The sequence below is a fragment of the Sphaerisporangium rufum genome, assembly GCF_016863395.1.
Taxonomy (GTDB): Bacteria; Actinomycetota; Actinomycetes; order Streptosporangiales; family Streptosporangiaceae; genus Sphaerisporangium; species Sphaerisporangium rufum.
This window is the reverse complement of the sequence record NZ_BOOU01000034.1, coordinates 1-14,325: the sequence shown is the minus strand read 5'-3', so window position 1 is coordinate 14,325 and position 14,325 is coordinate 1. Positions and strand designations below refer to the sequence as shown.

The following is a 14,325-nucleotide window of genomic DNA, read 5'->3' as shown; positions in this document are numbered from 1 at the left end:
ATGATTCGTCCATGCTGTCATGAGGGCATGATCTACGGAACGCCGGAGCTGGAGCCGGCCGACAAGGCGGTGCTGGTCGAGATCGAGGACATGCGCCGCGACCTGCGTCACCGGCTGGCCGAGCCGCACCGCTGGGACGGCCAGCTGCGCCGCCAGTTGCAGGCCCGGGCGATCCAGGGGTCCAACTCGATCGAGGGCTACCGGGCCAGCGTGGAGGACATCGAGTCCATCATGCTGGGGGAGGAGCCGCTGGAGACCTCGGCCGCGGTGACCCGCGAGATCGCCGGCTACCAGCAGGCGCTCACCTACATCCGCGGGCTGGCCGGCGCCCGGGCCTTCCGCTTCGACGCGGGCCTGCTGCACGCGCTGAATTTCATGATCATCGGCCATCACCACGACAAGAGCCCCGGCATCGTGCGCCCGGGCGGCATCTACGTGCGGAATTCCGCCACCGGCGAGGTGGTCTACGAGGGCCCGGACGCCGAGGAGGTGCCCGGTCTGATCGCCGAGCTGGTCGACTGGCTGAACGACGGTGATCTGGAGCACCCCGCCTACGTCCGGGCCGCGATGGCGCACTTCAACCTGGTGGCGATCCACCCGTGGCGGGACGGCAACGGCCGGATGTCCCGCGCGCTGCAGACCCTGGTGCTCGGCCGGGACGGCATCACCACCCCGGAGTTCTGCTCCATCGAAGAGTGGCTCGGCCTGGGGGAGAACACCGTCGACTACTACCGGGTACTGCGGACGGTCCAGCAGGGCAGCTGGTCGCCGCACGGGGAGACGCTGCCCTGGCTGCGGTTCTGCCTGCGGGCGCACCACCTGCAGGCCCAGCTGGTGCGGCGCCGGCTGGCCGAGGCGGGCCAGGTCTGGATGCTGCTGGAGGAGCAGGTGGACGCGGACGGCCTGCACACCCGGTGCGTGTCGGCGCTGTACCAGGTGTTCGTCAGCCGGCGGCTGCGCCGGGCCACCTACCAGGCCGACGAGGCGCTGAGCCAGGGCCAGGCCGCCCGCGACCTGCGCGAGCTCGCCGCGCGTGGCTGGCTGACCCCCTACGGGGAGACCAAGGGACGGTTCTACGCGCCCGGACCGCGGATGGAACGGGTCAAGGCCGACTTCGCCGGCCGCGCCGAGCCGCTGCGCGACCCCTACCGCGAGCTGCTGACCGCCTAGCCACGCCACTATCTTCAAGGGTGTCCTGCCGTCGCTGCCCTGGAGCCACGTTGTCCATCGCCCTCATCGCCCTCACGATCATGCTGGCCCTGACGCTGCTCGGCTCGGGGTACGCGAAGCTGACCCGGCACCAGGTGGTGGTCGACAGCCTCACCGGCGTCGGCGTGCCGCTCGGCATGTTCCCGTTCCTGGCCGCCTGCGAGATCGCCGGTGCCATCGGGCTGCTGGCCGGGCTCTGGCTGCCGCCGCTCGGCGTCGCGGCCGCGGCCGGCGTCGTCCTCTACTTCGTGGGAGCGGTCGGCACCCATCTGTACCGGCGCGACTTCCGCGGGATGCCGAACGCGCTGGTGATCCTGGTGGTGGCGGTCGCGGTCCTGTGGCTTCGCCTCGCCACCCTTTGATCCGCTCCGCGGCGCCGCCGGCGGGCACGCATACAGGGCGCGCACGGCGGCCACGTCGGCCGGGCTGAAGCCGACCCGCTGGCCGATGGGCACGCTGACCCGGGGGACCAGGGTGTCCTTGCCGTTGCGGCTGAAGAAGGCCCGCCCGTAGAGCATCACCGAGCCGTAGTCGAACGCGCCGAACAGCCGGTTCTGCGGCGGCCGCAGTTTCTGGAACTGGGCGGCGTAGCCGTCCAGCACGTTCTCCAGGTGCACGGTCACCGCCGTGTCGCGGTCGGACCGGGAGTGCTCGTGGTAGAAGCCGAGCGCGTGCATCAACTCGTGGATGACGATCCCCTTGCGTTCGCAGCCGGGGCCGACGGAGACGTCCTGCGGGCCGGTGCGGCGCCGCCCGACGTAGGAATAGCAGCCGCCGCCGGGAAAGATGTCGAGGAATCCGTCCTGGCCGGCCCGGGGCACGAAACGCACGCAGGTGCGTTCGGTGAAATCCCCGATCGCCGCGGTGACCGCCGCGCGGGCCTCGGGCGGCAGCGCGGGCGACAGGACATAGGGCACCACCCCGCCCGGCCACAGCGCGTCGCGGTCGGAGGTGGCGGCACTCGCGTCCGGCCGGCGGCAGCGCCCGCGGGGCCCGCCCGGGTGCCGGGGAGCCGGTGACGCGGCGCCGTCGGGCAGGACACCGGGCATCCGGAGCCGGCCGGAGGAGGCCTCGGCGGCGGTGCCGACCACGATGTCGCCCTCGATCACCGCCCGTCCGTCGATGTCCACGTAGGTCACCGTGCGCGGCCGGCCGGCCAGGTCCGGGACGGTGATCGAGCGGCCGGGCCGGTCCGACTGCTGCCGCCAGAGGGGCTCCAGCGGATCGTCCTGCGCGCCGGGCGCGATGCCGGCCGCCACGACGAAAAGCACACTGGCCGATATAAGCTCCGGTCTCATATGAATGCCCCCGAAAATATGTCGTATCCGCTTTATGGGGATAGCACGGAACGTACCCCGCCCGGCATCCCACGTCTCTCCGGAGAAAGTCCCAATTCTCCCATGTGTTAATTTCGTCGCACTATCTCGAAAAATACGTAGAAGCGCCGTGAAGAGTATTTAACCGACCATGAGGGATATGTCAGGACAGGCCGTGCGGGTCCGGGTGGCGCGGCGTCCCCAGGGCTGCACGCTCTACCTTCGGGCCGGGCCCGGCGTAACGTCACGGACCCGGCTGAAACGTTCAGGCGACCTTCAGGAAGGGCTTAGGGAGTTCTTATCGGCGCCTTGTCATCATTGATTCACCGGTCACCAACCGGCGGCCGCGAACGGCGGTCAGTGTGGAGACCCTGGGGGATGAGATGAGCACCGAAGACCCGCGCGAGCACACCGAGGAGAGCAGCACCCCGGCGACGCGGCCGGGACCGCGGGGATGGACCCAGTTCGGTCAGAACCCGCCCGAGGCGGGCGGCTACCGGCGCGCCTGGACCGGCGCGGCACGGCCCGCCGCGGACACGATGGTCCTGCCGACCAGAGGGCCGGCCGGGGCCGCCGCGTGGTGGACCACCGGACGCAAGGCGGTGGCCGGCCTGGCGCTGGCCGTCACCGCGGTGGCCGGCGGCGCCGCCGGCGCCTTCGTCACCGCCACCGTCGCCCAGCCGGAGCCGGCGGTGGCCATGCCGGTCACCCGGGCCGTCTCCGGCGACTCCGCCGCGACCGTCGCCGACGTGGCCCGGGCCGTGCAGCCCTCGGTGGTCTCGATCACCGTCAGCGCCGGCTCCGGCCAGGTGGAGGGGTCCGGCGTGGTGCTGTCCACCGACGGGCTGATCCTGACCAACAACCACGTCGTCGCCGAGGCCGGCCAGGGTGCGAGCGTGAAGGTCAGGTTCAGCGACGGCGACACCGCCACCGCCACGGTCGTCGGCACCGACCCGACCACCGACCTCGCCGTCATCCGGGCCCAGAACGTCTCCGGCCTGACCAAGGCCACCCTGGGCGACAGCGACCGGCTGCGGGTGGGCGACGCCGTGCTCGCCATCGGCAGCCCGCTCGGCCTGGAAGGATCGGTCACCGCCGGCATCATCAGCGCCCTGGACCGCACGCTCACCGTGGGCGGCGAGTCCCAGCGGCAGCGCCCGCAGCTGCCGCCCGGCTGGGGCCAGGACGGCTGGGGCCAGGAGCGGTCCGGTGACCAGCCCTCGGGCGGCTCCACCACGACGACGATCGGTGGGGCCATCCAGACCGACGCGGCGATCAACCCGGGCAACTCCGGCGGCGCGCTGGTCGACGCCGGCGGGCGGCTCGTCGGCATCAACACCGCCATCGCCACCAATGGCGGCGACGGCAGCATCGGCGTCGGGTTCGCCATCCCGATCAACACCGCCCGCCAGGTGGCCGACCAGATCATCAAGACCGGCAAGGCCTCGCACGCCTTCCTCGGCGTCAACGTCGCCGACGCCACCGGTGACGCCCAAGGGGCCGTCGTCGGCTCCGTGCAGGACGAGAGCCCGGCCCAGCAGGCCGGCCTGCGCGAGGGCGACCTGATCACCAAGATCGACGGGAAGCCGGTCGCGAGTGCCGACACCGTGGTGGGCGCCGTCCGCGGCTACGCCCCCGGAACCAAGGTCACCCTCACCTACGTGCGGGACGGCCGGACGGCCACCGTCACCGTCACGCTGCGGGAGCGGACGCTGGCCGGCTGACCGGCCCCCCCGCGAGGTCCGCCGCCGGTCACCCGGCGGCGGACCGCTTTTTTTCCGCCCTCCACCGGCGCCTGCGCGATCGCCTCGGCCCGGCGGGTTTACCGCCCGGGGCAGGGGTAGTCGAGATCGGGTGTGGCATCCGTTGGCGGTCCCGGCGCGCCGGGGCGGGCGAGAGGAGGCGGACATGATCACATGGCCCGGCTCGTGGGAATGACGGCCGCGGCTCACCTCGCGGTCAGGGCCTCCGCCTCCCACAGGTCGCGGTAGTAGCCCGGGACCGCGAGCAGGTCCTGGTGGGTGCCGCGCTGCGCCACCCGGCCGCCGGACAGCACGACGATCTCGTCGACCCGCTCCAGCCCGCGCAGCCGGTGGGTGACCAGCACGGTGGTCCTGCCGTGTGTGGCGTCGAGCAGGTCGGCCAGCAACGCGTCGGCCGTGGGCTCGTCCAGCGACTCGGCGGGCTCGTCCAGCAGCAGCACCTCGGGGTCGTACAGCAGCGCCCGGGCCAGCGCCAGGCGCTGCAACTGGCCGCCGGAGACGGTGCGCCCGTCCTCGCCCAGTGTCGCCTCCCAGCCGGTGGCCGCCACCCACGCCGACAGCCGGGCCCGCCGGACCGCCGCCGCCAGATCCTCCTCGCCGGCCTGCGGGCCGGCCAGCCGCAGGTTGTCGCGCAACGAGGCGCGGAAGACGTAGGGGTCCTGGGTGAGTCCGGTGATCCGCGCCCGCACCTCCTCCGGCGCGATGGCGGTGACGTCCACCCCGTTGACCAGGATGTGCCCGGATTCGATCTCCACGGTGCGCATCAGCGCAGCCAGCAGCGTGCTCTTGCCGGCCCCGCTCGGGCCGACCACGGCCACCCGGCGGCCCGGTGCCAGCCGCAGGGAGACCCCGTCCAGCGCGGGTGCCCGTCCCGGGGCGTGCCGCACCACCAGATCCCGCACCTCGATCGCCAGCGGCCCGCCGGGCATCGGCACCGGGCGGGCGGGCGCGGCGACGGCGGGCGGCGTGGCGCGGACCTCCCGCAGCCGGCGCAGCGCCGCGGTGACCCCGGCGAACCGCTCGCCGGCGGCGGCCAGCGGCAGCACCGGCTCGAAGGCCACCAGGGCGGTCAGCGCCAGCACCGCGGTGACCACCTGGCCCGCCCCGGCCGTCTGGGCGGCCAGCACGACCGCCGCCGCGGTGAGACCCTGCGCCAGCGTCCCGGCCGCCAGCGCGGTGGCACCGGCCCGTGACCGCCGGCGTTCCAGGGCGGCCAGCTGCCCGTCCGCCGCCGCCGCGGCCGCCAGCGCTTGCTCTCCGGCGCCGTAGGCGGCCAGGTCGGCGGAGCCGTGCACCAGGTCGGCGACCCGGGCCGCCAGGTCGGCCCGCGCCGGCGCCAGCCGGGCCGACCACCGCCGGGCGAGCCCGGCGGTGGTCGCCGGCAGCAGCACCCCGGCCACCAGCAGCCCGGCCAGCAGGACCAGGGCGGCGGCCGGCAGCAGGAAGGCGGCCAGCGTGACGGCGGCCACCGCGGTGACCGCGGCGGCGGTGGCCGGCAGCAGGCAGCGCACCAGCAGGTCCTGGACCGCGTCGGTGTCGTCGACCATCCGGCTGAGCAGATCGGCGCCCCGGTGGCCGTGCGGCGCGGCGGGCGCCAGGGCCCGGTACAGGTCCTCCCGGGTGCCGGCCTGCGCGCGTAGTGCGACGTCGTGGCCGGCCAGCCGCTCGCCGTACCGGAACACGCCGCGGGTGGTGGCGAACGCCCGCACCCCGACGATCGCCACGCTCAGCGCGGCCAGGGGCGGCTGCTCGGCGGCCCGGGTGATCAGCCAGGCCGCCGCGCCGATCAGGCCGAGGCCGGCCAGTTCGGCGGCGGCGCCGGCCGCGGCGGCGGCCAGCAGCCGGCGGCGCCCGCCGGGCCGGCCGGACGGCCGGCGTGCGGGCCCGCCGCCCGGCGCGGCGGGCGGTGCCGGGGTCTCGGCCGGGGTGGTCATCGGGTGCCTCCCGAGGTGATGGGGGCGGCCTGGCCGTCCCCGCCGTCCGGCGGGGCGGCGCCGGTGGCGGGCCGGTCGGCGACGATCCGCCCGGCGTGTACGCGGACCACCCGGTCGGCCAGCCCGATCATCGCGGGACGGTGCGCGACGATGAGGGCGGTGCGCCCGGCGGCCAGCGCGCCGGTGGCGGCGATGACCGCGGCCTCGCTGCGCCCGTCCAGCCGCGCGGTGGGCTCGTCCAGCAGCAGCAGGTCGGCCTCCGGCCGGCAGAAGGCGCGGGCCAGCGCCAGGCGCTGCCGCTGCCCGGCGGACAGGTCGGCGCCGCGCTCGCCGACCACGGTCCGGTACCCCTGTGGGAGCTCGGCCACGAACTCGGCGGCCCCGGCCGCCGCGGCCGCCGCCCGCACGCGTTCCTCGCCGGTGTCCGGCCCGAGGGCGATGTTGTCGGCCACCGTGGCGGTGAACAGGTGCGGCCGCTGCGGGACGAACGCCAGCCGGCGCCGCCATCGGTCCAGATCCAAAGTGGCCAGGTCGACCCCGCCGGCCAGCACGCGGCCGGACTCGGGGGTGACGAACCCGAGCAGCAGGTGCAGCAGGGTGCTCTTGCCGGCGCCGCTCTCACCGACCAGCGCGACCCGCTCTCCGGGCGCGATGACCAGCGAGACGCCGTCCAGCGCGGGCTCGGCCCGGCCGGGATATCGCACCGTCACGTCCTCCAGCCGGATCTCCGGCACCCCGGCCGGCACCCCCGGGCCGTCCGGGATCCCGGCCGGCCGGGGCGGCGCGGCGTCACGGTCCGCCTCCGCGTCGCCTTCCAGCACGGCGAACGCCTCGTCGGCCGCGGCCACGCCCTCCATGGCGGCGTGGAAGCGGGTGCCGACCGCGCGCAGCGGGATGTAGGCCTCCGGCGCCAGGAGCAGCACCAGCAGCGCGGTGCGCAGGTCCAGCGAGCCGGACAGCAGCCGCAGCCCGACCGGCACGGCGACCAGGGCCAGCGACAGCGAGGCGACCAGTTCCAGCACCAGCGAGGACAGGAAGGCGACGCGCAGCGTGCGCATGGTGGCTGACCGGTGGGCGTCGGCGACCTCGCGGATCACCGTGACCTGGTGGCCGGCCCGCCCGAACGCGCGCAGGGTGGGCAGGCCGCGCACCACGTCCAGGAAGTGGCCGCCCAGCCGGGACAGCGCGCGCCACTGGCCTTCGGTGACCTCCCGGGTGTGCCGGCCGACCAGCGCGCCGAACACCGGGATCAGCGGCAGGGTCACCAGCACGATCACCGCGGTGGCCAGGTCGGCCACCGCCAGCCGGACGAGCACGGCGACCGGCACCACCGCGGCCACCGCCACCGCGGGCAGGTAGCCGGTGATGTAGGCGTCCAGGGCGTCCAGCCCGCGCCCGGCGAGGGTGACCAGCTCGCCGGAGCGGCGGTCGGCCAGCCGGGCCGGACCGAGCCCGCCCAGCCGGGCGAGCAGCCGGTGCCGCAGCACCGACTTCAGCGCGGTGGCGGTGCGGCCGCCGGCGGCGCCCTGCAGCCGGGCGAGCAGTGCCCGGGCCGCGACCACGGCCGCCAGCGGGACCAGGGCGGTGATCGCGAGCGCCCCGGACAGCACCCCCGACAGCAGCTCGGCCTGCACCAGGACCGCGAGCCCGGCGAGCACGGCCGCCACCAGGCACGCCAGCAGGTGCCGGCGGACCGCCGGTTCGGTCCGCGCCAGCCGGACGAGTGCCTGGTGCATCGATCTCCTAGAAGAAGGACGGGACGCGGGCGGCGGCGCCCGTGGACCGCGCGGGGCGGAACGTGCGCCATACCCATACTTGCGCGGCCACGAGGATGGGTGTGACGGGTAGCGCGATGAAACCGAGCACATTCAGCGTGGCCGGTGACGCCGCGTGGCCGAGGACGTGGCCGGCGGTCACGGCCAGTGACGCGGCGGCGGGCAGCCCGGCGAGCACGCCGGTCAGCAGTAGGCGGGACGCGCCGCCGGCCGGCGGCAGCCGCCAGGCCGCGAAGGCGCGGCCGTGCAAGGTGAACACCGCGGCCACCACCGCGCCGCCGAGCAGGCCGGCCAGGTCGAAGGGCTGGGCCGGCAGGCCGCGGACCACGGCGGCCAGGATGGCGCCCCAGGTGAGGGCCAGACCCCACGAGCCCGCGCAGAGCACGGCGTCCCAGCAGGCCCGCCAGCCCGGGCCGTCGATCCGGCGGCGGAACCACAGGCCGGCGTCGCGCAGGATCCACGCGACCAGCAGGGCCACCACCAGCGGGTAGAGGCCGCCCAGCAGGGGGCCCTCGAGCGCGGGGAACGCCCCGACCAGGGTGCCGGCCAGCGCTACCAGCCAGACCTCGTTGGCCAGCACGAACGGGGCCATCCCCGCCACCAGCAGGTCGCGGTGGTCCTGCCGGGTGCCGGGCTCCCCGGCGCGCTCGCGGGCCCGGGCCAGCGCGGGCAGCATCATGCCGAGGCCGATGTCGAAGCCTTCCAGCGCGAAGTAGCCGACCAGCAGCACGGCCAGGACCGCGAGCCAGATGATCTCCATGGGGGACTCCTCAGAGGGTGCGGGGCCGGCGGTTCACAGCGACAGCGCCGGGGCGGCCGCCCGGCCGGGGCCGTCCGGGGCCGGAGCGCCGAGATCGGCCTGACCGGGCCCGCGGCGCACGGTCCGGGCGATCAGCAGGTAGTCGACCAGCGCGAGCAGGCCGAGCACGCCGGCGAAGGCGGCGAACGACAGGGTGACCATCCCCTTGGTGAGCCCCGGGGTCATCGCGTCGGCGACGCCGAGCCGGCCGTAGATCAGCCACGGCTGCCGGCCGACCTCCCGGGTCAGCCAGCCGAGGATGGCGGCCACGAACGGCAGCGGGGTCATCAGCATCAGGATCGGGTGCAGCCACCGGGCGCGGGCCAGCACGTCGCGGATCAGCAGCGGGAGCAGCACGAGCATCACGGCGAACTGGGTGAGCTGCCCGATCGTGATCATCAGGCCGAGGGCGAGGCCGGGCAGCACGCCTTCGAACTTGTGCGGCTGCAGGGCGCCGATGAAGCCGAACTGCGCGTAGCCGAAGCCGATGGTGAGGGTGGACCCGATGAAGGCCCACACCACGCCGGTGCGCAGCGAGCGCCGGAAGAACTCCTGCTCGGCGGTCCGCCGGAACAGGTGGTAGGCGCTGGCGCCGATGATCACGAAGCTGCCGGCGAACATGCCGGCGCCGAGCACGTGCGGCAGCGCCATGACGAAGGTCGGGTTGGTGAGCAGGGCGCCGAAGTCGGTCAGCACCAGTCGGCCGTCGCGCAGCACGCTGCCCACCGGGTTCTGCAGGAAGGAGTTCGCCGCCATGATCCAGAAGGCGCTGGCGTAGGCGGTCAGGGTGACCAGCCAGATGCACGCCAGGTGCAGTCCCTTCGGGAGCCGGTTCCAGCCGAAGATCCACAGACCCAGGAAGGTGGATTCCAGGAAGAACGCCACCAGGGTCTCGATGGCGAGCGGGGCGCCGAACACGTCACCGGCGTAGTGCGTCAACCCGCTCCAGCTCAGGCCGAACTGGAACTCCATCACCAGCCCGGTGAAGATCCCGAGTGCGTAGTTGATCACGTAGATCTGGCCCCAGAACCTGGTCATCCGCGCGAAGATCGGCCGGCCGGTGATGGCGTGCCGGGTCTGCATGATCGCGACGAGGGGGGCCAGGCCCAGCGTCAGCACGACGAACAGGAAGTGGAGGCTTCCGGTCACCGCGAACTGCAGCCGGGCGAGGTCGAGCACGTTCATTGCTGCCTTCCGGTTATCTGTGTTCTTCTACATATACGTGGCCTACATATAGACTCGCGGCGTGGTGTATCGGGAAAGGGTGTCTCCGTGAACATCGACGCGCTCCGCGGCCACATGAGCGCCCTCCTGCTGTCCGTCCTGGAGCAGGAGCCGCTGCACGGGTACGCGATCATCGAGGCGCTGCAGCGCCGCAGCGGGGGCGCGCTCAGCGTGCCCACCGGCACGGTCTATCCGGCGCTGCGCAGGCTGGAGCGGGTGGGGTACCTGGTCAGCGAGTGGGCGACCGTCGCCGGCCGGCGACGCCGCACCTACCTGCTGACCGCCGCCGGCCGCACGGCCCTGGCGGACGAACGTTCGGCCTGGCTGGCGTTCACCAGCGCCGTGGGCAGTGTGATCGAGCCGCGGCCGGTGCCCTGACGGCCGGGCGCTCGCTCACCAGGGCGCCTCCGCCCCGGCGCCGGCCCCAACGCAGGCCCCAACGCGGGCCCCGGCGCCCGGCGGGTCGGTCCGCCCGGCCGCCGGCCGGGCCGGGCCCGCGGCCGGGCGGGTCCCGGCGGCGGCCCGCCCGGCGCGCGTCCCGCGCCTCGGGTCGGGCCCGGTCCGTTCCGGCGTGCGCGTGGGAGGGGCCAGGGTGCTCAGGTGGCCGTCGATGACACCCGTGATCACCATGGTCCTTCCCCTCTGCCCCTCGCCGGACGGTTCGTCCCGGCCATTCTCACGCCGGGTGGTGCCGTACCGGAATCCGGGAGATCCCTGACAGACCCCTGGGGGCCGGGACGGGGACAGGTACCTGCGCATGATGCGCGGAAGCGTACGGGGGCGGCGGGTGCCCGACCGGCCGTGACGTGGCGTCGGGCCCGGCCGAGGCGTACAGGGTCATCGCGGCGGCGGCGCCCGCCAGCGCCAGCCAGCCGGCCGCCCGGCCCATCCGCAGCCCGTAGCCGCACAGCAGCCAGTGCAGCGACAGCGCGAACCAGGTCGTGCCGTGCCCGCTGGCCAGCCGGCGCATCTCCATGGCGCCGAAGGCGAAGTCGGCGGCGGTGCGGTCGTCGTCGACGGCCTGGCGCAGCCGTTCGTAGAGGCCCGCCAGCCGGCCGGGGTCCGGCGGCTCGCCCGCGCGCGGCGCCCAGCCGCGCCAGGACCGCTCGTCGGCCAGGACCCGCCGGCCGGTCCACCAGCGCACCGGCGGCCAGGCCGCCTGCAGCCGCACCCCGCGCGGGGTGGCGGCGAACGCGCATCCCGACAGCCGCAACGCCTCCGGGCGGCGCACCCCGGCCAGCGAGCAGGTGCTCAGGTCGGCCCGGTCCAGGGTGAGCGCGGCGGCGTCCAGCCGGTCCAGCGAGACGATCCGCAGCCCGCCACGCCCGGTGACCGTCGCCGGGCCGGCCAGCACGGCGTCGCGCAGGTCGAGATCGGCGTCGGCGAGCCGGAGGGTGAGCCGGCCGGCCACCCGCGCACCGCCGAGGTCGACCGGGCAGTGCGCGGTGTCGACGTCCAGGGCCGCGGCGTGCGCGCCGGCCAGCGACAGCCGGTCACCGGCCCGCAGCCGGGACAGGAAGCCGCCGCCGTGGAAGCGCGCCGCCTCGAAGCCCGCGGTCCCGCCGGTCGTGGCCCGGCGGAAGGACGCCGCCCGGCGGAACCGGGCACCGCGGAAGATCGCGTCTCCGCCCACGGTGAACCCGTCGAACACCGCGAACCCGGCGAACTCCGTGCCGCGGAAGGCGACGTCCTGCCCGAAGCGGGCGTCGCCGAACAGCGCGTCGCCCGCGGCGTGCGCGCGGTCGAACGTCCCGTGGCCGGCGACCCGGGCGCCGTGCATGGAGAACTCCCGGGCGAACCGGGCCTCCCGGAACGACACGTGGCGGGTGAAGCGCGCGTCGAAGAACGACGCCAGGCGCTCGAACCTGGCATGGTCGAACGTGGCGTCGCCGGCGAAGACGGTGCCGCCGAACCGGGCCGGCCCGGTGAAGACGGCGTGGTCGAAGCGGGCGCGGCCGAGCCGGCCGCCGGTGGCGGCCAGCAGCCGGGCGAGCAGGTCCTCGCCGATCCGGGTGCCGCGCAGGTCCACGGTGCCGCCCGGTCCGAGGTCGCCCAGCACCCGGGCGAGTTCGGCGGGGTCGAGGTGGGCCGCGCACCGCGGGTATGGCGGCCACGTCACGCCGGGGCAGTCCGGAGAGGCGTCGCAGGCCGGCCAGCCGGCGGCCAGCGCGGCGATCTTCAAGGCGGGCTTCAAGGCGGGCTTCATGGGCAAAGTCATACCCACGAACGCGCGCGATCTCGCCGGATGGTGATGGGCCGCTGACACAGTGTGGGCGGGTGGCGGGCCCGCCACGTCAGAGGGCGCCAAGCCTCCTGTCGTTAAATCGCCATTAAGTGCCAAGATTCGGTTTTTTCACCTTCTATCTGGTTCTACCGGCAGTTGAGGCGGTCTCGCCCCCCTACGCTGCCGCTCATGCGTCCTCTAACCCGGGCGGTCGCCGCCCTCGCGGCGGCCGGTACCGCCATGGCCGGCCTCGCCGTCATCCCCGCGTCCCCGGCCGCAGCCGCGCCGGGGACCGTCCAGACCGCCCGGCTCGGTGACCCGGGCCCCGCGCCGTCCGGCACGCCCGCCCCCACCCCGGCGGCCGGGCCGTGCGAGGTCCCGGCGACCGCCGAGATCGCCGAGGTGCAGGGCGCCGGCGAGACCTCCCCGCTGGCCGGACGCCAGGTGCGCGTGCAGGGCGTGGTGACCGGCGACTTCCAGGGGGCGAACGGTCTCGGCGGCTTCACCGTGCAGGATCCCGACCCCGACGGCGACCCGGCCACCTCCGACGCGGTCTTCGTCTACTCCTCCCGCCCGGTGGCGGCCGGCGACCTGGTCCGGGTCAGCGGCACGGTCACCGAGTACAACGGGCTCACCGAGCTGACCTCGGTCACCGCGGCCGACGTCTGCGGGACCGGTACCGTCGAGCCGGCCGCCGTCACGCTCCCGTGGGCCGAGGGCACCGGCCTGGAACGCCTGGAAGGCGTGCTGGTGCGGTTCGCCACGCTCACCGTCTCGGAGGTGTACGACCTGGCCCGCTACGGCGAGCTGACGCTGTCGGCGGGCGGCCGCCTGTACCAGCCCACCGACCGGGCGGGGGTCGACCCGGCGCGGGACGCCCGCCGGCGCGTGCTGCTGGACGACGCCTCCACCGTGCAGAACCCGCCGGCGCTGCCCTACCACACGACCGGCTCGTCCAGCGTGCGCGTCGGCGATACCACCCGCGGCCTGACCGGCGTGCTGACCTACGGCTTCGGTGCCTACCGGCTGCAGCCGACCCGGCCGGTGGTCATCGACCCGGCCAACCCCCGCCCGCCGCGGCCCCGCCGGGTCGGCGGCGACGTGCGGGTGGCGAGCCTCAACACGCTCAACTGGTTCACCACGCTCGGCTCGCGCGGCGCGACCACCGCCCAGGAGCGCGACCGGCAACTCGCCAAGCTCGTCGCGACGCTTAAGGGCCTGGACCCGGACGTCGCCGGGCTGATGGAGGTGGAGAACAACGGCACGGGCGCGCTGGACGCGCTGGTGGCCGCGCTCAACGCCGAGGCCGGCGCCGGCACCTACCGCGGCATCGTCTCGCCGAACCCTGGCACCGATGCCATCCAGGTCGCCCTCATCTACAAGCCGGCCGCCGTCACCCCGGCCGGCCCGGCCCGATCCTCGGCGGACCCGGTGTTCCGCCGCCCGCCGCTGATCCAGGAGTTCCGGCGCGCCCGCGGCGGCGCGGGCTCGGCGTTCACCATGATCGTCAATCACTTCAAGTCCAAGGGCTGTGACGGCGCCACCGGCGCCGACCTGGACCAGGGCGACGGCCAGGGCTGCTTCAACGACGAGCGGGTCCGCCAGGCGCGGGCGGTGCTCGACCTGATCGCGACCGCCCGGCCGCGCAATCCGCTGGTGCTCGGCGACCTGAACGCCTACGGCGAGGAGGACCCGGTGCACGCCCTGGAGAAGGGCGGCCTCACCAGCGTCAGTAAGGAGTTCGTCCGGGCCCGGGACCGCTACAGCTATGTCTTCGGCGGCCTGTCCGGCGAGCTCGACCACATGCTGGCCGCCCGTTCGCTGATGAAGCGGGTGACCGGTGCCACCATCTGGCATGTCAACGCCGACGAGGGCCGGTTCCTGGACTACAACACCGAGTTCAACCCGCCCGCCCTCTACGCCCCCGACCCCTTCCGCTCCTCCGACCACGACCCCCTCCTCCTCGGCCTCGATCTCCCCGGCCACTAACCCACTCACCCCATGGCGACAAGGGTCATCCCCGCCGCCCACCCGCCCCGCGGAGCAGCCGCTGACCCCGCCGCCGGCCCGCCCCGGCGTTC

The 14,325-nt window shown here is 74.8% G+C and carries 10 protein-coding genes and 1 pseudogene; 5 read left to right on the top strand and 6 right to left on the bottom strand.

Annotated elements, in window-relative coordinates; all coding sequences use genetic code 11:
* Nucleotides 1-27 precede the first annotated feature (27 nt).
* Together Sru01_RS11370 and Sru01_RS36570 are read left to right on the top strand one after the other, a co-directional pair.
* Nucleotides 28-1,170 carry a Fic family protein gene (locus Sru01_RS11370; protein ID WP_203984111.1) on the top strand — a complete coding sequence of 381 codons (1,143 nt, stop codon included), beginning with the start codon at nt 28-30 and terminating at the stop codon, nt 1,168-1,170.
* 80 nt (nt 1,171-1,250) lie between these two features.
* Nucleotides 1,251-1,571 carry a DoxX family protein gene (locus Sru01_RS36570; RefSeq protein WP_373869516.1) on the top strand — a complete coding sequence of 107 codons (321 nt, stop codon included), beginning with the start codon at nt 1,251-1,253 and terminating at the stop codon, nt 1,569-1,571.
* Between the two features lie 42 nt (nt 1,572-1,613).
* Here the strand turns inward: Sru01_RS36570 and Sru01_RS36565 are convergent.
* A pseudogene (locus Sru01_RS36565) lies at nt 1,614-2,258 on the bottom strand (M12 family metallopeptidase); the annotation flags it as partial.
* A 650-nt stretch (nt 2,259-2,908) separates the two neighbouring features.
* Here Sru01_RS36565 and Sru01_RS11360 point away from each other — a divergent pair.
* A complete protein-coding gene (locus Sru01_RS11360) occupies nt 2,909-4,249 on the top strand; it encodes a S1C family serine protease (protein ID WP_203984108.1) in 1,341 nt (446 codons plus the stop codon).
* A 224-nt stretch (nt 4,250-4,473) separates the two neighbouring features.
* Here the strand turns inward: Sru01_RS11360 and cydC are convergent, their stop codons facing one another.
* From cydC to Sru01_RS11340, 4 genes are read right to left on the bottom strand one after another with little or no spacing between them, the layout of a single operon-like run.
* Nucleotides 4,474-6,222, bottom strand: a complete 1,749-nt coding sequence (cydC, locus tag Sru01_RS11355) for a thiol reductant ABC exporter subunit CydC (protein ID WP_203984106.1) — start codon at nt 6,220-6,222, stop codon at nt 4,474-4,476.
* Nucleotides 6,219-7,958 carry a thiol reductant ABC exporter subunit CydD gene (cydD, locus tag Sru01_RS11350; RefSeq protein ID WP_203984104.1) on the bottom strand — a complete coding sequence of 580 codons (1,740 nt, stop codon included), beginning with the start codon at nt 7,956-7,958 and terminating at the stop codon, nt 6,219-6,221. Before cydD ends, cydC begins: the two co-directional genes overlap by 4 nt.
* Nucleotides 7,959-7,965: 7 nt before the next feature.
* Nucleotides 7,966-8,757: a cytochrome d ubiquinol oxidase subunit II gene (locus tag Sru01_RS11345; protein ID WP_203984102.1), complete on the bottom strand. Its 792-nt coding sequence runs from the start codon at nt 8,755-8,757 to the stop codon at nt 7,966-7,968.
* A 33-nt stretch (nt 8,758-8,790) separates the two neighbouring features.
* A complete protein-coding gene (locus tag Sru01_RS11340; protein WP_203984100.1) occupies nt 8,791-9,981 on the bottom strand; it encodes a cytochrome ubiquinol oxidase subunit I in 1,191 nt (396 codons plus the stop codon).
* An 87-nt stretch (nt 9,982-10,068) separates the two neighbouring features.
* On the opposite strand from Sru01_RS11340, the gene Sru01_RS11335 reads away from it, so the two are divergent.
* The gene (locus Sru01_RS11335) at nt 10,069-10,398 is read left to right on the top strand and encodes a PadR family transcriptional regulator (protein ID WP_203984099.1); all 330 of its coding nucleotides are present in this window, start codon (nt 10,069-10,071) and stop codon (nt 10,396-10,398) included.
* Between the two features lie 298 nt (nt 10,399-10,696).
* On the opposite strand, the gene Sru01_RS11330 is transcribed toward Sru01_RS11335, so the two are convergent.
* Nucleotides 10,697-12,226 carry a pentapeptide repeat-containing protein gene (locus tag Sru01_RS11330; RefSeq protein ID WP_203984098.1) on the bottom strand — a complete coding sequence of 510 codons (1,530 nt, stop codon included), beginning with the start codon at nt 12,224-12,226 and terminating at the stop codon, nt 10,697-10,699.
* A 207-nt stretch (nt 12,227-12,433) separates the two neighbouring features.
* Between Sru01_RS11330 and Sru01_RS11325 the strand changes: the two genes are divergently transcribed.
* Entirely contained in the window at nt 12,434-14,233 is a 1,800-nt protein-coding gene (locus tag Sru01_RS11325; RefSeq protein ID WP_239137293.1) for an ExeM/NucH family extracellular endonuclease, read from the top strand.
* The last annotated feature ends 92 nt before the right edge of the window (nt 14,234-14,325 follow it).

Excerpts from the sequence above, each read along its gene's own strand:
- Sru01_RS11370 (WP_203984111.1), top strand. The coding sequence starts at position 28 with ATGATCTACGGAACGCCGGAGCTGGAGCCGGCCGACAAGGCGGTGCTG.
- Sru01_RS36570 (WP_373869516.1), top strand. The coding sequence starts at position 1,251 with ATGCTGGCCCTGACGCTGCTCGGCTCGGGGTACGCGAAGCTGACCCGG.
- Sru01_RS11360 (WP_203984108.1), top strand. The coding sequence starts at position 2,909 with ATGAGCACCGAAGACCCGCGCGAGCACACCGAGGAGAGCAGCACCCCG.
- cydC (WP_203984106.1), bottom strand. The coding sequence starts at position 6,222 with ATGACCACCCCGGCCGAGACCCCGGCACCGCCCGCCGCGCCGGGCGGC.
- cydD (WP_203984104.1), bottom strand. The coding sequence starts at position 7,958 with ATGCACCAGGCACTCGTCCGGCTGGCGCGGACCGAACCGGCGGTCCGC.
- Sru01_RS11345 (WP_203984102.1), bottom strand. The coding sequence starts at position 8,757 with ATGGAGATCATCTGGCTCGCGGTCCTGGCCGTGCTGCTGGTCGGCTAC.
- Sru01_RS11340 (WP_203984100.1), bottom strand. The coding sequence starts at position 9,981 with ATGAACGTGCTCGACCTCGCCCGGCTGCAGTTCGCGGTGACCGGAAGC.
- Sru01_RS11330 (WP_203984098.1), bottom strand. The coding sequence starts at position 12,226 with ATGAAGCCCGCCTTGAAGCCCGCCTTGAAGATCGCCGCGCTGGCCGCC.
- Sru01_RS11325 (WP_239137293.1), top strand. The coding sequence starts at position 12,434 with ATGCGTCCTCTAACCCGGGCGGTCGCCGCCCTCGCGGCGGCCGGTACC.